Genomic DNA, 17854 nt, shown 5'->3' with positions numbered 1-17854 from the left:
GACAAGCTGCCTCCCTTTCTGGCCCCGTCTTTCAAATGGTCAGAAAGGGCGCAGACTTTTGGCCTTTGGACAGTGTCTCAAGTGTCTCAAACGCGGCGAGGGCAAACGTGCAGATCAGCCGTTTGACGCGCGCTTTTTCTGGCGTTCGTTGGCAAGGCCAAAGCGGCCAAACTTGCGATAACGGGTCATCCAGTTTTCAAGGAAGAGGCCCAGCGGGCGCGCCTCGATGCCAAGGACGGCGAGTGTGTTGGCACCGTCCGCCACGACATTGCCCTCTTTCAGAAGCGTCCATTGGTCCCGGCTCATCGGTGTCAGAGGCAGGCTTGCGAAAAGCGCGCTTGCGCCGTCCGGAACTTCGAGAAAGCGCCGCTCGCGTCCTTGCGCCTCGGCAATACGCTGGTGAATTTCAAGCATGGTCAGCTTTTCAGGTCCGCCAAGCTCGAAGATCTTGCCGCCATGGGTTTCAGGGGCCTCAAGCGCGGCCACAACAGCTTCGGCCACATCATCGACATAGACGAGTTGCAATTGCTTATCGTGGCCAAAGACCGGGAGCACGGCGAAATGCTCGATCATGCCAGCGAACATATTGATGAAGTTGTCGTCCTTGCCGAACACGATGGACGGGCGCAGGATCACTGCGTTTTCAAAGCCTTCGCGCACAAGGCGTTCGCCCAGAGCCTTGCTCTTCCCGTATTCGGTGGGCGAGTTTTCATCAGCGCCAATCGCGCTGATATGGACGAAGCCCTTGGCGCCATTTGCGGCCGCCGTGCGCGCCATGTGGCCTGGCGCCTCTCCCATGAGGGAGGTGAGGTCACCTGCGAAGTCACCCACTAGATTGACCACATATTCAGCACCCGCAAGAGCGGCGGTGATATGGTCGTTGTTGAGAAGATCACAACGGGCAAATTGCAATTGGCCGAGATTGGCGAGCGGCTTTAACGGCCAGCTTTTCTCAGGCCTGCGGCTTGCGACCCGGACGCGCGCACCGCGTGCCAGCAGTGCTTGAACAACGTAGTTGCCGATATATCCGCCACCGCCAAATACGGTGACCAGGCAATCAGACAAAGGAGAGGCCTTAGGCATGGCTCGATAATCCCATTGAGCGTATCACAATTCGCCCAAGCCCATGCGCCAAACGCCGGAAATGGGCAAGGGGGGATAGGGCGGAAACGGGTTAGGGTGCAGGCGGTATTTCCTCAGCATTGGCCCTCGGTCAGACGCCTCAGGCTCTCCCCTGCGACCGCGTCTCTTGACGAAAGCGTGCCTACGGCTTGTTCGAGGCGGCGACATTCGAAACGCACGCCTTTGTCGATGTTGATACGAATGATTTCGGCAAAAGCATCGGGCGGCATCACCCGCGCTCCGCGCCGGAGGAAGGTGCTGTGCCAACGTTCGGCACCGCTTACGATTTCAGCAACCACCGCGCGCGCTTCGCTGCCGGGCTCACCCAAAACCTGTGCGCCGTACTGTTTGAGCAGTTCTTCCTCGGTCCGCGGAATCATGAAAAGGGCTGTGTATCGGCGGGCGGCCTGCGCCGCGTCACCCACTTCCAGTGCGATTTGCAGCATGGCTTGCTGCGCAACCGGATTACGCCAACCGCGCTGCGCTGCGTATTGGACAGTGATTGTTCCCGCCTCGGCCTTGCCTGCATTCACTTGCGCCTGAGTAAGGAGAAGCAGGTGCTCAGCGGGCATCGGGCGGCGTTCGACAAGCTTGCGCGCCTCCGCAAGGCCAGCCTCAGGCGTGCCGACCGCGACAGTGTTGACCGCCACGATGCGCTGGGCCGAGGACCGCAACGGCTCGGGCACATATCGGGCAAGCTCGGGGTCTTTACGCGATTGGCGGTCGAGCTGAACGCTGACACAAACGCCAGCGACTGCGATCAGGATAACCAGCCAAAGAACGCGGCCAATCATAGTCTTGTCCCTCTTGGTGGGATGCTGAAACGTACGAGAAGCACGAGCGTAAAGGCAGCGAATGCCAACATGGATTGGTTGCGCAATGGGTAATCGGTTATCGATTGCAGTGCGATGGCGAGAAGCGCGATGGAGCCACTCCATGCGATCCACCGGTCAGGCGAGGTGCGCGCGCGCCAGCTTAACCAGGCAAGGAGCGCCAACCAGCCGGCGATCAGCAGAAGGCCCGAAAGTCCCGCTTCGATCGCGACCTCAAGATAGTCGTTATGCGCACGGCCCGCACGGCGAAGCGTTATATTCTCAAGCGATTCGTCAATCTGGAAAACGTCATCGAAGGTACCCGTGCCAGCTCCCACAGGCCAATAGCGCGAGGCCGAATAGGCAGAGTCCTCCCAAATGTAGGCACGCGCATCGGTGCCGTCTTCCTGAAAGCGGTCTACCACTTCGCCCAACCGGCCAGGCGCACCCACGGCAAGCGTTGCAACCGCTCCAAGCACAAGAACGCCTGCTCCAATTGCTGCAACAACGGTCATCTGCGATGCACCGGAACGCTTGCGCGTTTCCTTCAGTCGCCGGCTCATCATCTGAAGCGCGAGCGCGCCAAGCGGAAGAGCAGAAAGGACGATCGCGGTGCGTGAACGGGTCAAAAGCACAGCAAGAAGCAGCAGGACACAAACAGCTATCCGCGCTGGAAAAGCTGCGGTTCCCATTCTGCGCGGTATGGGGAGAAGCGCTGCCAAGGACAAGCAAAGCACGAGGAAAAGTCCCGCCGTGTTCCGATTCGCGAAGCTCCCGAACAACACGCCCGGCATCGGGATCTCAGGATAGAAAAGGCCCGTCGCACCATTGGAAAGCACCTGAACCATGCCGATTGCGACGTTTGCGAGGCCAAGGCCGACCACGATCCAGCCAAGATCAATCAGTTGCTCGCGCCCTGTGCCAAGGCCAATCACCAGAACGGCGAGCGGCGTGATCAGCGCAGTGAGGGCAAGCAGGGTCCGGACCGGCTCCACGCTAGCGGTAGCCCACCCTGCAACGCCTGCAAGTTCAAATGACTGCGCCACAAGCTCACGACCTGGAAGCGCGCTCCATACGGATTGCGGCAACGGGACAATAAAGAGCGCGGGAAGCAATAAGGACAGCGCAACCAGGATGCGCAATGGAACAGCAGCCCCGATCCAGAACGCGACAAAGGCGCGGCCATGCAGCGCAAGCGCTGCAATGGCTGTCAATTGCACGGCGAGATTGGCAAGGCCGTATCGCGATCCACCGCCACCGAACATGGCCGCGACGATCAGGATCGCACCAAGGGCCCATAGGAGGCTACGCTTTGTGGTATTCAATCTGCTGATCCCTAACGCTGACAAATCTTGCGTGGAGGAACATGCACGCAATCAGGGCAAAGAAAAAGCGCCCGGGAAACCCGCGCGCTCTCTCTTCGTCGCACTCAAAGTGCGGCGTTACCAGTTGCGTTTATACGCCTGGCGATTGGGTGCCGTCGTCGCCGTCTTCGTCAGCTGCGATGACGATACCGCCGATGATTGCGGCACCAGCAAAGAGTGCAACGAGGATGCCGGTGGCACCAACAGCGTTTTCACCTTCAGCGGCACGGCCTTGGCCAGGCTGAGCTGCGGTGTTGCTGTAAACTGGAGCTGCGTCAGCAGCGCGAGTGTTTGCTTGAGCAGCGATTGGCGCAAATGCCAGGCCAGCTGCAGCGGCGGTCATAATAACTTTAGACGTCGTTTTGAACATCAATCCTGCCCTCTTAATGAGTGGTTTCACTTAGGCTTGTTAGTGCAGTGCAACAGGTTTGACAACCGTTGCCTGAAAAAAAGGGTAAATGAAGGACTAACGCCCCTCGCAGGTGCGAACAGATGCGTGACCCCCGACCCTTTTAACGCAAGTCACCTTGATGACGTTTCCGTTCGGTCTTTGGGCTGCGAATCGGACAAGATCAGGTCGTATTGCGCAATATCCCCGCCGGTCACGACACTATCGCCATGCAAAAGCCACGCGTGAGCGCCGAACTTTCCGTCTTGCGGATTTTCGACGCCAATCTGGATTTCGCCATATGCGCCGCGAGCACAAAGCCAGTTTTGGCCGGCAATAGATTGGATCAGACAATCGCTTCGCCACGGCAGACGGTCTGAAATACGCGGGATCACATATGCGATTCGCGCAAGGTCGGCCTCCGGTATGCTGATGCTCTTTCCTGCGAGAGCTCTTGCCCGCTTGTTGCGTTGAGGAATGGTCTTCGCCTCGAAACGCGCAAAGATAATCCGGGCACGGACAAGTTCGAATAGTCCGCGCATACAATACAGCAAAAGCCACCCCAGATCGCGTGCGCGAGGACGTGTGCCGTTTGCCGGGACGTGAGGTGATTGCGCCAAATTCATCATCTGCCTATTACCGCGCCGCCATGGCACAGCGCTACGCTTGCTGCCAAGCCTTGCTTCTCAACCCGCTTAAGGAACGCTGCCTCTTGTCCGTCATTTGCGCCATCTTCTCTACTTCGGGTGTGAGCGATGATGAGGTGCAGACCGCACTCACTTCACTCGAAGCGTATCCTCATGATGCAAAAGGAAGCTGGAAGGCCGGACCCATGGCGCTTGCGGCGTGCACTTTGCACACGACCAGCGAATCGCAAAAACAAAGCCAGCCGATTGTGACGCAAGATGAGAAACTGGCTTGCGTCTTCGATGGCTATCTCATCAATCATCAAGAGGTCGCAGCCGACCTGGAGGCGCGCGGGGTCGCCTTGAAGAACCGGTCGGATGTCGAGATCGCCCTTCGGGCTTACGAAGAGTGGGGTGAGGGTTGCGCGGACCGGTTGGAGGGCGAGTTTGCTTTCATCATCGCAGACCTCGAACAGGGCCGTCTGTTTGCAGCGCGCGATCACATTGGCTTCGTCCCGCTTTATTTCCTCCAAGATGGCGACCGTCTGATCATCGCATCGGATTTTCGCACGATCATCGCTCTTACACCTAAGTCTCTTGAGCCGAACCTGCGGTATCTCGCTCAGACGATCACCAATCGCTGGTATTTGCCCGACGAAACACCGTGGAAGCAGATTCAGCGTATGCGGCGCGCACATCACTTGAGCTTTAATGGTCAGACCCTGTCTCAGCGGCAATATTGGTCGCCTCCCACTCAAGTGACAATTGTTTACAAGAGCCTTGAGGAATACGCAGAGCACTACCTCGAGGTCTTGACTGATTGTGTTCGGAGGGCATCGCGTTCGAACGCCCAAATTGGTGTTGCGATCAGTGGCGGACTCGATTCTTCAGCCATCTTCGCTGTTGCAGATAGGTTGGAAAAAGACGGCCAGTGGAATGCGCCGGGCTTCCACGGATATTCGCTCGCCGCAGCCGATGGGACCAGCGCGTTTGAGCTGCCATATGCCAGAGCAGCCGCCGAGCACGTGGGACGATCGATAAGCGAGATCCCGTTGTTTGACCCGGACATCGACTACTACACTCGCGATGCAGCGTGGCACAAAGATATCGCCATCCCTTCCAACGGGGCGATGATGATCAATCTCGAAGAGCAAGTTGTCGCCGATGGCTCACGCGTCTTGTTGAATGGTGCTGGCGGGGATGAATGGTTGCAGGGCGTAGGCCATTGTTATGCCGAGTTTTTGGACAGCGGAGATATCCCGGGTCTCTATCGAACGTTCAGGGATGAGGTGCAGTATCGGGGGCTGGGGCGCGGCGCATTCCAAGGGATTAGACAGCTTGCCGTATGGGCTGCGCCTGATCTGCTGCGCGAACCCATTCGGCGCAGGGCGCGCGAACAACGGCGCAGGGACGATGTTGCTCTGACCTGGCTTGCCCCTGAACTTCGCGCAGCATTGCGCGAGGCTGAGGAGGCCTATGAGGAAGAATTGCCGACTGACCCCATGGCCTGGTCAAAGGTCCACCTAGTCTCGACTGCGCGCAGCGACCTCACCCACACGATGATGCGCCGACAGCGCAACCGCATTGGGGTCGAATCGCGTCACCCCATGCACTATCGATCATTTATCGAATTCTCTTGCTCTACTCCTGCACACATCAAGCGTAAGGGAGCCCTGACCAAGCTTACCCACCGGATCGCGATGCAGGATTATCTGCCGGAGAAGGTTCTTAATCGTGTGTCCAAGGCTAACTTTGCTAACACGAAGATTGACCATCAATTTGCAGAGTATGCGCGCGCGCACGCCGACGAAAGCTTGCAAAATTTATGCGATTTTAAGGGGATTTCGCAGATTTTTGACGTCGATTTCCGAGGGCCAGAGGGAGATTATTGGGCTTGGGAAATTTGGGGTCTTTACGCTTCCGCAGCATTTTTGTATCAAGCTAACCGTACAGGCGATTATTAACCCTGCCAAATGGGGTGCAACTGGACAGGAAATGCAATGAACAAGACTTTTGAAAAAGCTAAATACGAAGCTCCGAAGCTCACTACCTTCGGTTCAGTCCGCAACCTCACCGGCGGCAGCGGCACGCGTTTCCGTGACGGTACGGTAGACAACTCACGCTTCTAAGCTTCGGCATTTTCGCCCCCGGGAACGGGGCGTGAAAAGACGAAATCGAAAAGGCATCCGCAAGGGTGCCTTTTTGTGTTTCTAGGCCTAAACCCTTCAATTTGTTATAATTTCGTCCAAGCGATGGTGTGAAGTTCGGTGGTTCTGCTCACGTGATCTTTCGCTGGTGCAGTTTCTCGTGGCTGGAATCCAACGCACGCATCTTCCCACAAGCGCATATGAATGTTGATTTGAGATCCAGACCAGCCTTCAAAGATCGGTCCCTTCGATAACCTCGTTCAGTGTGAAGCGATTGCGAGCCTCACGGCGAATGCCGAAAGGCCCGGTTTTGCGAATCGCCCAGCGCCGCTGCGAATCTGCTCCGGCATTGATGCATCGCAGCAAAATTCCGGGGTCATCTGATAAAATATTGTAATCAATAGGCGCAATTTGATCCTGATCGCGTTGTCGGTCGGCAAAATTTGCTGTGGTGCATCTGCATCTCGCGCTTGGTTTTGGTCTTTGGGAAGGGCTACAGCACTCGATATGGACTGGACGGCGCACCCCCCCAAGGCACAAGGCAAGTTAGCCAGTGAGCCCTATGATCGGTGGATTTCACCCGAAGGGGTGTGCATGGCCGAGTTTCATAGAACCGATGATGGTTTTCTCGTCCGCTTCCCGCATCAAGCCGATTTCCTGATTGGACAGCAGGGTGATGCATATCGGATTTCAGCATGGCCAACGCCCGATTGCGATGCGCCAACGCTTGGCAATCTTTACCATAACCAAATCACGCCGATTCTCGGCAATCATGCAGGTGGGCTCTTCCTCCATGGGAGCGCAGTGCTTTTGTCGGCATCTGAAGGTTCGGGCAATGTCGAGGGTGTTTGCGCGTTTCTGGGGCTGTCGCGAGGCGGCAAGACCACACTCGCGGGCTCTTTTGCGCGGGAGGGTTTTCCCTTTCTGACTGAAGATGTGATTGATCTTCGGCGCGGTGACGATGGTTACTGGGTCCAGCCCAAACGTTCGAAACTGCGACTTTTTGCTGATAGCGCGCGCTTTCTTCTCGGCGAACACACCGAAATTGAAAACGACAATCTAAAGCAGGATGTCGATGCAGGGGGCGATTTTCCCTTTGCAAGGCAAGAGGCGCCGCTGCGACAAATCTTTCTTCTGGGCACAGACCATCAGGCCGATCTTTCGATCAAGCGATTGTCGAGCGCGGAGGCATTGAGCGCGCTCCTGCCGCACTCCTTCATTCTCGACGTAACCGACAAGCCCCGCCTCAAAGCGCATTTTGGCCGCATGGCTGACCTGTCTCAGGACATCGCTTGCTATACACTTGACTTTGCGCGCGACTATGCGGAGTTGCCTCGGGTGCGCAGGGCGGTTCTTGAGACGTTTTCGGAAAGCTCGTCCTGAAGCGCGCCGCAGCGTCAGGCCATTTGGGATAGGTACATGCAACTCAATGATCGTTTTACTGTTTCGGACGAGGTGGTCGCCCGTGAAGTGAACGGAGAGATGGTGCTGCTCGACCTCAATTCGGGACAATATTTCGGGCTTGACGCGGTTGGCGGCCGAATTTGGCAATTGCTGTCAGACGCGCCGCGTACCTTGGCGCAAATTTGCGATCAGATTGAAAGCGAGTTCGATGCCCCGCGCGAGCGTATCGAAACAGACTTGTTGACGCTTGCGAAGCAACTGCACGAGCAAGAGCTTATTCTGTCTGACGCCGCTTAGCTTTCGGCGACACCGTCCGGGCTGATGCGAACCACCCGGTTTGCCAGGGCAAGGCTAGCGGGACGATGGGTGATCAGGATCACTGTCCGCCCTTTGAGCATATCGACGCACTCTTCGACGAAAGCTGCCTCGCTTTCGAGGTCATACATTGAAGTTGCCTCATCAAGGATCATGATTGGCGGATCGCAGTACAGCGCGCGGGCAAGGGCAATACGTTGGCGCTGCCCACCTGACAGCTTGACCCCGTGGTCGCCGATTACGGTGTTCAGACCTTCGGGTAGGCCTGGCAAAAACTGGTCCACCCGGGCAAGCCGCGCGGCACGCTCGATGGATTGATCGCGGTCGCTAACGCCCTGTCCAAAGGCGATGTTGTCGGCAATGGTGCCGTTGAAAAGAAGCGCCCGTTGCGGAACATAACCGAACTGGCGGCGAAAGCTTTGGATCTGGTATTCCGAAATCTCACGATTATCGAGCCTGATGCTCCCTGCTTGCGGCGGGTAGAAGCGCAAAAGAAGACGCACGAGCGTCGATTTGCCCACACCGTTTTCGCCCGTCAAAGCGATGGTTTCTCCCGGTCGGATGTCGAGATTAAGCCCCTTGAAAACAGGTGACCTTCCAGGATAGCCGAATGTGAGATTGTCGAATTGAACAGCGCCTTTGGCGCGGGTGATCTCGATCCCGTCATGGTGTCCGGGCTCAGGCTCAAGTGCGAGCACCGTCTCCAGGCGGGCGAGGGTGCCGCGGGCCATCTGATAGGAGGAATACATGGTGGCAAGACCGCCCGCTGGCCGCGTTAGAAGCGCTGCGTAAAGAAGAAACGCGAACAGCTCTTCTGGCGAAGATGTCTCACCGGTCAAATAACCGCTGCCAATAACCAGCACGCCAATCGCTGCGAGCGCTGCAAGAAGCGCCATGAGAGGTCCGATGAAAGCTTTAAGCTGCGCCTGCCGCACGGCGAATTCGCGCGAAATCTCCGCGGCCTTGGCAAAGGCTCGTTTGTGATGCTCTTCGGCAGCGAAAGCTTTGATAGCGGGAAGAATCTCAAGGTCGCGCTCGGCAATGGCGACGAGTTCGACTTCTGCTGCGCGGGCGCTGCGCGAAAGGCCTCGCAAGGTGCGCCCCGTCAGCCTGATCATGATCGCAAATGCGGGCACCAGAAGCGGGACGATCAAAGCCATCACGGGGTCGATCCAGTACAAAATGGCAACCGCGCCCAAGGTAGTCAGCAGTATCGCCGGCGCATTGGCCAGTGTGTTGGCGAGAAAGTCGCTCAAGTTGCCGACCTCGTACGAAGTCAGCGCCAGCACATCGCCAGATCGCTGCTCATCGTGAAAGGAGAGCGGCATGATCTGGACGTGTTCATAGATCCGCTTGCGAAGATCGGTGAGGATGCGCGTCGATGCGCGTTCGGACTGGATGGTGGCCGCTATGTTCAGCGCGGTGAGCAATACAAGCACGCCGATCAGCAGGACAAGGATCCGGTTCAAATCAGGGACCGCGCCGTCCGCTGTGATAACGATGCCCAGGACCTGCGCCGCAAGCCATGGAACAGCCAGTGTTGCTGCCGAACTCAGCAGGGTGAGAAGGCTGATCCCTGCCAATTGCCAGCGGAAACGGCGCACCCATTCAAGCCAGAAACCGACACTCATCGCTGTCCCACCTTACGCAAGGCCCGACCCGCGGTTTCAAGCAGCATTCGCCCTTGGAGAAGGACCGTTGGCCATTTCGTCGCGCCGGGATATTTTTCGAGCAAATGATCGCGAGGCGGAAGTGCTCTGGTTGAAAGCAAACGGCGCTTTTGCTCCCACGAACGCGCTCTTCTCAAATCGATCCAGAACTGTGCGAGGCTGTCCGGATTGGCGAAATAGCGGATGAGAGTGTCATCCATCGGCGCTTGATCAAGCTTTGCAAGAACACTTTCAGGGATGCTGTTATGAAGATCGGCGCTCATCCCGCGCAGGGCTTCCGCCACCAACGGGCCCACTCCGTGTGTATTGCAATGCGCGTGCAACCGCGCCCAGTCCTGATGCTCCATCGCTTCGCAAAGCAGATCGAAATCAACCGACCAGATGAGCCTTCGAGCGGCTGCCAGGCGGCCATTTTCCGTGTCGTAGCCGTGAAGCGCGTGCCATTTCTGATTGATTACCGCGTGCACAATCATAATCGCAGGATCGGGATGAAAAGCGTGCGTCTGCAAGGTGGGCATCGCACGCCTACCTTCAAAGAAAGTATCTATCGGCAGGACGGGTTGAAGGACGGGCCTGTCCGATGGTTCCCAATGAAGGTCGATCGCGTGAACGAAGAACCCGGCTGCATCGTGCAGCCAGCCTTCTTGATAGTAAAGGCCGTGGGGGTCGTCTTTGCGATACCAGCCAAGTTCCCTGAGTATGGCACGCGTGCGGTCCTGATCCTCGGGCCGGACCAGAAGGTCGGTATCGCCGCGCCTGCGCGTCGCGGGTTCGGCGTGGAACGCGTAGGCGAGCGCAGTCCCCTTCATGACCACGCTCTCAATGTCGGCCTGAGCGAGCGCGTCGATCACCTGCGATACTGATTTTTGATGGGTTGCTTCCCACAGGGCAATCAATCGCGCCTCTTCGGCCATGCGATCAATCAGTGTTTCGGGCCATTTCGTGAGATGCTGCTCATGGGCATTGAGAAGAAAGGCGATGCCATGAAACTCTACGCGCTCCCAGACTTTGGCGGGATCGACATTTGTCGCCAGCGTCCAAGGCGCGTCTTGCCCGGCCCGGCAAGCGCGGACCGCGACAGCCAGAAATTCATCAATGGACGCGATTTCGTTCATAGGCTTTTTGAAAGGTCGATCCTCGAAATTGTGAGCGCCCCCGATCCACGTTGCCGCTTCGCATAATAGGCCGTCTCTTACGACAATTTGCGCAAAATTATCTGCGCCCCAAATCCACCGCGTTCACATTAGGACATTAAGCCTTGACCTCTAAAGGCCTTGCTGCAAAGCGCAAGCAAGGGTTCGGATTTCCGGGGTAATCAAGGCGAATATTGTGACACAGTCGCGCACGAAATCGCGCAAGGGTATCATCCTCGCAGGAGGGTCAGGTACGCGCCTCTATCCTTTGACCAAGGGCGTCTCGAAGCAGCTTATGCCGATCTTCGACAAGCCCATGATCTATTACCCTTTGAGCACTTTGATGCTTGCCGGGATCAAGGATATTTTGATCATTACGACGCCTGAAGATGCAGCGCAGTTTCAGCGTGTTTTGGGTGACGGCTCGGACTTTGGGGTGAACCTGTCCTACGCCGAGCAGCCGCGACCGGAAGGGCTGGCGCAGGCTTTTCATATCGGTGCTGATTTTGTGGACGGGGGGCCAAGCGCGCTGATCCTTGGCGACAATATCTTCTACGGTCACGGCCTCCCCGACATTTTGCAAAGCGCCAATTCAAGGGATGAAGGCGCGAGTGTATTTGCCTACCGTGTGACCAACCCCGATGCATTTGGGGTGGTGGAGTTCGACGCAACGGGCAAGGCGATATCAATCGAAGAAAAGCCTGCTGCGCCAAAGTCCAACTATGCGGTGACAGGGCTCTATTTCTACGATGAAACTGTCGTTGACCGCGCCCGCGATCTCAAGCCTTCAGCGCGTGGAGAGCTCGAGATCACCGATCTCAATCGCCTGTATCTCGATGAAGGTTCGATGTCGGTTGAGATCATGGGTCGAGGCTTTGCTTGGCTTGATACCGGGACCCATTCCTCTCTGCTTGATGCTGCGACCTATGTGCGCATCACCGAAGAGCGCCAAGGGTTGAAGATCGCTTGCCCTGAGGAAATCGCATGGCGTCAGGGCTTTATCGATGATGCGCAACTCGCCAGGATCGCCGAGCCGCTTCGTAAGTCGGGCTATGGCGAATATCTTCTGGCTCTGCTTGAGAAGCCCGTCTTGCCGTGAACATCATTGAAACCGACATTGAGGGTGTGCTGATCATCGAACCGCGCGTGTTCGGGGATGAGCGCGGCTTCTTCATGGAAACCTGGAACGAGGGCGCTTTCAAGGAAGCCGGGCTCGACCTTACATTTGTCCAGGACAATCACAGCCGCTCGCAAAAGGGCGTGCTTCGCGGGCTGCACTTTCAGAACCCGGGGCCGCAGGGAAAGCTCGTGCGGGTTACCAATGGAGCCGTCTTCGACGTGGCTGTCGACCTTCGCGAGGGCTCGCCGACATTTGGCAAATGGGCAGGGGTTGAGCTGACGGCCGAGAATAAGCGGATGTTCTGGGTGCCCGAAGGGTTCGCCCACGGTTTCCTGACGCTCGCCGATGACACCGATTTTCTTTACAAGTGCACCGCGCCTTACGCTCCTGGCAGCGAGCACACACTGGCTTGGAATGACCCCGGTGTCGGGATCGATTGGCCAGTCGCGAACCTTGATCCGATCATTTCCGAGAAAGATGCCAAAGGACTTTCGTTGTCAGACGTGCCGGTGTTTTCATGAAAGTTCTGATCACAGGAGCAGGCGGGCAGCTGGGGCGAGCGCTTCAGGCAACTGCACCAAGTGGCGCTGAATTGAGCGCGATTGATGTCGATGACGTCGATTTGACCGATGAGGCGATGCTCACTGCGCGCCTTGCAGTGGAAGCGCCTGAGGTACTGATCAATGCAGCCGCCCACACTGCCGTTGATAAGGCCGAAGAGGAAGAAGAACTCGCCCGCGCGATCAATTCCGACGCTGTTCGGATCATGGCCGGGGCAATGGAGCAATCAGGCGGCAAGCTCGTCCATGTCTCCACCGATTTTGTCTTCGACGGGACGTCTGAACGCCCCTACCGACCCGACGACGAGCGCGCGCCTTTGAGCGTTTATGGGCGCACCAAAGCGCAAGGCGAGGACCACCTGCGCGACAGCGATCTCCTGGTGCGAACCTCTTGGGTCTATGCTGCGGGCGGCGCGAATTTCGTGCGCACGATGATCCGCCTGATGAATGAACGCGATGAGCTTGGCATCGTGGCGGATCAAGTGGGATCGCCGACCTGGGCAACAAGTTTGGCGCAAACGATCTGGGGCCTGATCGCAAAGGACGCTTCGGGAACGTTCCACCACAGCGATGATGGCAAAGCGAGCTGGTATGATTTCGCGCTCGCCATTGCAGAGGACGCGCACGCGCAAGGCCTCATCAAGCGTATTCCCGAAATCAAGCCCATCGCGACCAGCGACTATCCAACGCCCGCCGCGCGCCCGGCATTCTCTCTGCTCGATTGCAGCAAGACGCGTGAATTGCTGGGCGACACTCCAACCCCTTGGCGCGAAAACTTGCGCGCAATGCTGAAAGAGGAAAAGGCTCTTGGCTAATCTGCTCGTCACTGGCGGCGCCGGTTTTATTGGCGGTAATTTCGCACATTACTGGAATGCGCGTCACGCCGATGACCACGTTATTGTGCTCGATGCACTGACCTATGCAGGCAACTGTTCAACGCTCGAAGGCGCTGACACGGCTGAACTCATCGTTGGTGACATCCGCGATCAGGAGCTTGTCGAAAAGCTGCTGCGTGAGCGTGACATTGCCACAGTGGTGCACTTTGCCGCCGAGAGCCACGTCGACCGTTCAATCACTGGCCCCGATGCCTTCATCGACACCAATATCCTCGGCACGAACTCCCTTCTTAAGGCTGCGCGAGCCGTGTGGCTTGATGGCGATGGGAAAGATCATCGCTTTCACCATATCTCGACCGATGAGGTGTATGGCTCGCTTGGGAGCGACGACCCCGCATTTAGCGAGACGACGCCATACGCTCCGAATTCGCCCTATTCAGCGTCAAAGGCAGCGTCGGATCACCTGGTGCGCGCCTATCACCACACATACGGCCTCAATGTGACGACGAGCAATTGTTCGAACAATTATGGCCCCTATCAATATCCGGAAAAGCTCATCCCGCTGTTCTGCCTCAACGCCTTGTCGGGCAGGAGCCTGCCGATCTACGGCGACGGGATGAACGTGCGCGACTGGCTCCATGTCGAGGACCATTGCCGCGGGATCGAAGCCTGCCTTGAGAAAGGCGTGCCTGGGGAAACATACAATATCGGCGGCGGGGCAGAGCTTCCCAACCTTGAAGTGATCGCCGCGATTTGTCGCGAGGTCGATCTTGCCTTTGAAGAGGTTGATGGTTTGGCCGATCGTTACCCCGACGCGCCAGCCGCGAAGGGCAAGAAAAGCGAGACGCTCAAGACCTTTGTTAAAGACCGCGCAGGTCACGACCGCCGTTATGCGATCGACGAAACAAAGGCGCGCGGCGAACTGGGTTATGCCGCGACCCGCAGTTTTGACGAAGGCTTGCGGCAAACCTTGCGCTGGTATTTGGATAACGAAGAATGGTGGCGGCCCTTGCTCGGGGCAAAGGAATAGGTATGCCATTTTTTCGTGTTAACTCGCGCAATATCTACTTCACTCATATCCCCAAATGCGGCGGAACCACCGTTGAGCGCACACTTCATGCAAGCGGGCTTGATGTCAATTTCCTCGATGAACGCTTTGGCCTCCACGAAACCGATCCGTGGTATCGGTCCTCGCCCCAGCATTTGACATTCAGTGACCGGGAAAGGCTGATGCACTCAGGCTTTTTCGACTATGATTTTGCAATCGTGCGCGACCCGGTCCGGCGTTTCCTGAGCGCATTCAACCATCATCGCCGCGCCATTGGCGTGTTTGTTTCCTTCGAAAGCTTCCTCAGCCAAATCGAAAAGCGCAATGATGCGCATGACGATTATTTCGGATATCGTTATGACAATCACTTTGTCCCGGCAGCGCGGTTTTGCGCCCCGGAAACAGAGGTCTTTGCCCTTGAAGAGGGCATGGATGCGTGCATGGCCAAGGTATCGGAAAAAATCGGAATTACAGTAGAGGCGATCCATTCCGATAATCAGCGCGATTATGCTTTTACCAAGACTGGCACGCCGTTGCGCAAAGCCTTGAAGCAGGCTTTCGCCTCTGATTCGCCAAAGATATCCGACCTTAGCGAAAGCCAGTTGGCGCGGGTCGAAACGCTCTATGCCGAAGATTACGAGCGACTGCCGTTCTACAAACGTGCGACAACGGGTGAGGGATGAGATCGCCCGCCTTTAATCACACTGGCCGAACATGATGATAGAAGCGCCAAAAAACGGCCCAAGGGTCAGTGTTGTGATCCCAGCGTATAACTCTGCTGCCTTCATCGAAGGTACAATCGAGAGCGCGCGTAAGCTGCGCCATGATGATCTTGAGCTGATCGTTGTCGATGATGGATCAAGCGACGATACCGCGCAAATTGTCGGGGCGATGAATGATGTCTTGTTGATCGTGCAGGCGAATGCCGGAGATTCCGCCGCGCGCAATACCGGTCTTCAATCCGCGACAGGCGGCTACATTCTCTTTCTCGACCATGATGACCTTTTGCTCCCTGACGCTGTCTCGCATCACCTTCGTGCGATGGAGGATGAGCGGTGTTTTGATATGGTTTTCGGGTCCAACTACCTGATCAATTCAAGCGGAGAAGTGACAGGCGAGAACAGCCTTGCGTCGCGTAGTTTTTCGGGCCGTGATGTGGTGCTTGGTACCACTCCAAGTTTTTCTCAATGCCTCTACAGGCGCTCCGCTCTTGAGCGCATCGGCGGGTTTCGTCCCGAGGCGGGCATGGCAGCCGACCATGACCTCAATATCCGGCTTCTTGGCAAAGCCGGACAAGGCTTTATCCATGGCAATCCTGTCATGAAGTACCGCTTGCATGAAGGGCAGCAGACCAAATCTCCTGCAAAGCTTTTTCGGGTTCACATGCAGGCTCTGGAAGGGCTGCTGGGGCCGGGAGGCGAATTGGAAGACCCTGCATTATTGCGTGAGGCCAAAGAGTACTGGCAGCGGTATTATGGCAAATTCCTTCCTTCCGAAACGGCGCGAATGCTGAGGCAGGGGGACTTTGCGCGGGCGTGGAAGGCCGGTTCACTGTTTGCATCCTTCGCCCACCGATCATTGCCAAGCGCGATTGGCTTTTGGGCAGCCCGGCTGGGTGGCAAGATGCCCGGCCGCAAGATCGCCAGCAATCCGCAGGCACACTCTGATGGCAGCGAGGCGGGCTGATGAACGTTTCTGCCCAATGTCTTGTATGGTTGCCCCATTCCTACACCGCACGAGGGCCTGCCGAGAGCTGTGTGCGCATTATCGAGCAATTTCCGGCCGCCGGAATTGAGACGACCCTGTTCGTGAACCGCGCCCGGCATCCTATCCCTGATGGCGTTCATTTGGTCGAAGGTGCCGGATCGGTGCTTCGTAATGCTCCATATCGATTGGTGGCAAGGGCAGCAAAATGGCGGCTTGAGCGACTGTTTCGAAAGGCTGTCGAGAACGCACCTGCTGGGACGATCGCGTATTTTTGGCCCAACACTCCTGGCGAGTTGTTCGAGTATGCAAAGTCACGCCGGCTTATCTGTGTGCGTGAAATGATCAACAGCCCGGTTGGCAATGCCAAGCCTATCCTCGACAAAGCCTACCGCGATGCAGGGTTGGATCCTGTCCATGGCATCACGGATGCTATGGTCGACACAGAGAACAAGCAGCTTGACCGGGCAGATTTTGTGTTCTCCTCGAACGCACAAGTCGACGCCGCTCTCAAGGTTCTTGGTGTTAACGAAGACCGGCTTTTGCCTTCGAGCTTTGGCTGGGTGAAATCGCGCTTCAGCGGGAATGCTGAACTATCGCCGGAGCCAGGTAACAGCGGCGATCGCCCAAAATTTCGCGCCGTATTCGTTGGCACCATGAACGTGCGCAAAGGTGTGGTGACCTTGCTTGAGGCTTGGGAGAAAGCGAGCATTGATGGTGAGTTGGTGTTGGCAGGTGCGGTGGAGCCCTGTCTTGAACCGCTTGTCCAACAATATTCTGCCAAGCCTGGCGTAACGCATCTCGGTCATGTGAGCGATGTGGCTTCGCTTTACCGTTCCTGCGACGCATTTGTTTTCCCGACCCATGAGGAGGGCGGACCGCAAGTCACCTATGAGGCGGCAGCCTGTGGTATTCCGGTTGTCACCACTCCGATGGGCGCAGCGCGTCTGGTGCGCGATGGTGAAACCGGGCTTTTGGTTGAAGCGGGCGATGTCGACGGTCTGGCAAAGGCACTTCAGCGTTTGGCAGATGAACAAGGCCTCGGCGAAAAACTGGCCAAACAAGCCTTGGCCGAGGTCGACCGGTTTGAATATACAAATGTCGGACGGGGCCGGGCAACTCAATTGCTCGAGGTTTGTTCTTCCAACTGAGAAACCGGCTTGGCAGGATTGCCGCGCACATGACTATTGTCAGGCACGTCTCTGATCACAACCGAGCCGGGGTCGATGACGCAGTTCGCACCGACCGAAAGCCCGGGCATAATGATCGCTCTGGCCCCGATGATGCTGTTCTTGCCGATGTAAGTGTCGCGGTACATTCCGCGGGTCATATCGTGGGTGAGAATGGACGCTTCGTCTTCGATGATAACGCCTTGCCCAATATGGATCCCAGCCGGGAAAGTGCGATCAATATAAGCGCTTCCTGCGATCCACGCATCGCTCGCAATTTCCATCCGCCACATGTATTTGCGCACAACGCTGTTCCAGCGCTGACGCATGGTTTGTGGTCGATTGAGGCGAGGCTTTTGCTGTGAAACTGCGCTTTGCATTGAGGATTGCTTCATCTAGTTAACGCGGGTGTACAACAGTCTGGTCGAAGATGCCC

At 56.9% G+C, this 17854-nt stretch carries 19 protein-coding genes; 11 read left to right on the top strand and 8 right to left on the bottom strand.

Annotation, left to right across the window (positions count from 1 at the left end; translation table 11 throughout):
* Positions 1-114 precede the first annotated feature (114 nt).
* From MWU38_RS05280 to MWU38_RS05260, 5 genes are all read right to left on the bottom strand, one after another.
* Positions 115-1083: a complex I NDUFA9 subunit family protein gene (locus MWU38_RS05280; protein ID WP_247270770.1), complete on the bottom strand. Its 969-nt coding sequence runs from the start codon at positions 1081-1083 to the stop codon at positions 115-117.
* Positions 1084-1196: 113 nt separating this feature from the next.
* The gene (locus MWU38_RS05275; RefSeq protein WP_247270769.1) at positions 1197-1916 is read right to left on the bottom strand and encodes a hypothetical protein; all 720 of its coding nucleotides are present in this window, start codon (positions 1914-1916) and stop codon (positions 1197-1199) included.
* Entirely contained in the window at positions 1913-3259 is a 1347-nt protein-coding gene (locus MWU38_RS05270) for an O-antigen ligase family protein (RefSeq protein WP_247270768.1), read from the bottom strand. Before MWU38_RS05270 ends, MWU38_RS05275 begins: the two co-directional genes overlap by 4 nt.
* Positions 3260-3389: 130 nt before the next feature.
* Positions 3390-3641: a hypothetical protein gene (locus MWU38_RS05265; RefSeq protein WP_247270767.1), complete on the bottom strand. Its 252-nt coding sequence runs from the start codon at positions 3639-3641 to the stop codon at positions 3390-3392.
* 179 nt (positions 3642-3820) lie between these two features.
* Positions 3821-4228, bottom strand: a complete 408-nt coding sequence (locus MWU38_RS05260) for a lasso peptide biosynthesis B2 protein (RefSeq protein WP_247270766.1) — start codon at positions 4226-4228, stop codon at positions 3821-3823.
* Positions 4229-4335: 107 nt separating this feature from the next.
* On the opposite strand from MWU38_RS05260, the gene MWU38_RS05255 reads away from it, so the two are divergent.
* From MWU38_RS05255 to MWU38_RS05240, 4 genes are all read left to right on the top strand, one after another.
* Complete coding sequence (locus tag MWU38_RS05255) at positions 4336-6276, top strand: asparagine synthase-related protein (RefSeq protein WP_247270765.1); 1941 nt, start codon at positions 4336-4338, stop codon at positions 6274-6276.
* A gap of 36 nt (positions 6277-6312) precedes the next feature.
* Positions 6313-6441 carry a lasso RiPP family leader peptide-containing protein gene (locus MWU38_RS05250; RefSeq protein ID WP_247270764.1) on the top strand — a complete coding sequence of 43 codons (129 nt, stop codon included), beginning with the start codon at positions 6313-6315 and terminating at the stop codon, positions 6439-6441.
* Positions 6442-7053: 612 nt separating this feature from the next.
* Positions 7054-7842 (top strand): hypothetical protein, encoded by a 789-nt coding sequence (locus MWU38_RS05245; RefSeq protein ID WP_247270763.1) that lies wholly within the window; start codon positions 7054-7056, stop codon positions 7840-7842.
* Positions 7843-7878: 36 nt separating this feature from the next.
* Entirely contained in the window at positions 7879-8160 is a 282-nt protein-coding gene (locus tag MWU38_RS05240) for a PqqD family protein (protein WP_247270762.1), read from the top strand.
* Here MWU38_RS05240 and MWU38_RS05235 read toward each other — a convergent pair.
* Together MWU38_RS05235 and MWU38_RS05230 are read right to left on the bottom strand one after the other, a co-directional pair.
* Complete coding sequence (locus MWU38_RS05235; protein WP_247270761.1) at positions 8157-9809, bottom strand: ABC transporter ATP-binding protein; 1653 nt, start codon at positions 9807-9809, stop codon at positions 8157-8159. The two genes, MWU38_RS05240 and MWU38_RS05235, sit on opposite strands and share 4 nt — an antisense overlap.
* Positions 9806-10963, bottom strand: coding sequence for a nucleotidyltransferase family protein (locus MWU38_RS05230; protein ID WP_247270760.1), 1158 nt, complete (start codon positions 10961-10963; stop codon positions 9806-9808). The genes MWU38_RS05235 and MWU38_RS05230 overlap by 4 nt, the downstream gene beginning before the upstream one ends.
* Before the next feature lie 214 nt (positions 10964-11177).
* On the opposite strand from MWU38_RS05230, the gene rfbA reads away from it, so the two are divergent.
* The 7 genes from rfbA to MWU38_RS05195 are packed head-to-tail and all read left to right on the top strand — an operon-like array spanning position 11178 to position 17400.
* Complete coding sequence (gene rfbA / locus MWU38_RS05225) at positions 11178-12080, top strand: glucose-1-phosphate thymidylyltransferase RfbA (RefSeq protein WP_247270759.1); 903 nt, start codon at positions 11178-11180, stop codon at positions 12078-12080.
* The gene (gene rfbC, locus MWU38_RS05220) at positions 12077-12622 is read left to right on the top strand and encodes a dTDP-4-dehydrorhamnose 3,5-epimerase (RefSeq protein WP_247270758.1); all 546 of its coding nucleotides are present in this window, start codon (positions 12077-12079) and stop codon (positions 12620-12622) included. Before rfbA ends, rfbC begins: the two co-directional genes overlap by 4 nt.
* Positions 12619-13476, top strand: a complete 858-nt coding sequence (rfbD, locus tag MWU38_RS05215; RefSeq protein ID WP_247270757.1) for a dTDP-4-dehydrorhamnose reductase — start codon at positions 12619-12621, stop codon at positions 13474-13476. The genes rfbC and rfbD overlap by 4 nt, the downstream gene beginning before the upstream one ends.
* Positions 13469-14527: a dTDP-glucose 4,6-dehydratase gene (gene rfbB / locus MWU38_RS05210; protein WP_247270756.1), complete on the top strand. Its 1059-nt coding sequence runs from the start codon at positions 13469-13471 to the stop codon at positions 14525-14527. The genes rfbD and rfbB overlap by 8 nt, the downstream gene beginning before the upstream one ends.
* Before the next feature lie 2 nt (positions 14528-14529).
* Positions 14530-15228, top strand: coding sequence for a sulfotransferase family 2 domain-containing protein (locus MWU38_RS05205; protein WP_247270755.1), 699 nt, complete (start codon positions 14530-14532; stop codon positions 15226-15228).
* Positions 15229-15259: 31 nt separating this feature from the next.
* On the top strand, positions 15260-16231 hold the full coding sequence (locus MWU38_RS05200) for a glycosyltransferase family A protein (RefSeq protein ID WP_348646864.1): 972 nt from the start codon (positions 15260-15262) through the stop codon (positions 16229-16231).
* Positions 16231-17400: a glycosyltransferase gene (locus MWU38_RS05195; protein ID WP_247270753.1), complete on the top strand. Its 1170-nt coding sequence runs from the start codon at positions 16231-16233 to the stop codon at positions 17398-17400. The genes MWU38_RS05200 and MWU38_RS05195 overlap by 1 nt, the downstream gene beginning before the upstream one ends.
* Here the strand turns inward: MWU38_RS05195 and MWU38_RS05190 are convergent.
* Positions 17370-17747 (bottom strand): DapH/DapD/GlmU-related protein, encoded by a 378-nt coding sequence (locus MWU38_RS05190; protein WP_247270752.1) that lies wholly within the window; start codon positions 17745-17747, stop codon positions 17370-17372. The genes MWU38_RS05195 and MWU38_RS05190 overlap by 31 nt on opposite strands.
* Between the last annotated feature and the right edge of the window lie 107 nt (positions 17748-17854).

The sequence above is a fragment of the Qipengyuania sp. S6317L1 genome, from assembly GCF_023015615.1.
GTDB lineage: Bacteria > Pseudomonadota > Alphaproteobacteria > Sphingomonadales > Sphingomonadaceae > Erythrobacter.
Note: the sequence above shows the minus strand (reverse complement) of the source record. Positions and strands in the feature narration are given on the sequence as shown.

Excerpts from the sequence above, each read along its gene's own strand:
- MWU38_RS05280 (WP_247270770.1), bottom strand. The coding sequence starts at position 1,083 with ATGCCTAAGGCCTCTCCTTTGTCTGATTGCCTGGTCACCGTATTTGGC.
- MWU38_RS05275 (WP_247270769.1), bottom strand. The coding sequence starts at position 1,916 with ATGATTGGCCGCGTTCTTTGGCTGGTTATCCTGATCGCAGTCGCTGGC.
- MWU38_RS05265 (WP_247270767.1), bottom strand. The coding sequence starts at position 3,641 with ATGACCGCCGCTGCAGCTGGCCTGGCATTTGCGCCAATCGCTGCTCAA.
- MWU38_RS05260 (WP_247270766.1), bottom strand. The coding sequence starts at position 4,228 with ATGCGCGGACTATTCGAACTTGTCCGTGCCCGGATTATCTTTGCGCGT.
- MWU38_RS05255 (WP_247270765.1), top strand. The coding sequence starts at position 4,336 with ATGGCACAGCGCTACGCTTGCTGCCAAGCCTTGCTTCTCAACCCGCTT.
- MWU38_RS05250 (WP_247270764.1), top strand. The coding sequence starts at position 6,313 with ATGAACAAGACTTTTGAAAAAGCTAAATACGAAGCTCCGAAGCTCACT.
- MWU38_RS05245 (WP_247270763.1), top strand. The coding sequence starts at position 7,054 with ATGGCCGAGTTTCATAGAACCGATGATGGTTTTCTCGTCCGCTTCCCG.
- MWU38_RS05240 (WP_247270762.1), top strand. The coding sequence starts at position 7,879 with ATGCAACTCAATGATCGTTTTACTGTTTCGGACGAGGTGGTCGCCCGT.
- MWU38_RS05235 (WP_247270761.1), bottom strand. The coding sequence starts at position 9,809 with ATGAGTGTCGGTTTCTGGCTTGAATGGGTGCGCCGTTTCCGCTGGCAA.
- MWU38_RS05230 (WP_247270760.1), bottom strand. The coding sequence starts at position 10,963 with ATGAACGAAATCGCGTCCATTGATGAATTTCTGGCTGTCGCGGTCCGC.
- rfbD (WP_247270757.1), top strand. The coding sequence starts at position 12,619 with ATGAAAGTTCTGATCACAGGAGCAGGCGGGCAGCTGGGGCGAGCGCTT.
- MWU38_RS05205 (WP_247270755.1), top strand. The coding sequence starts at position 14,530 with ATGCCATTTTTTCGTGTTAACTCGCGCAATATCTACTTCACTCATATC.
- MWU38_RS05200 (WP_348646864.1), top strand. The coding sequence starts at position 15,260 with ATGATGATAGAAGCGCCAAAAAACGGCCCAAGGGTCAGTGTTGTGATC.
- MWU38_RS05195 (WP_247270753.1), top strand. The coding sequence starts at position 16,231 with ATGAACGTTTCTGCCCAATGTCTTGTATGGTTGCCCCATTCCTACACC.
- MWU38_RS05190 (WP_247270752.1), bottom strand. The coding sequence starts at position 17,747 with ATGCGTCAGCGCTGGAACAGCGTTGTGCGCAAATACATGTGGCGGATG.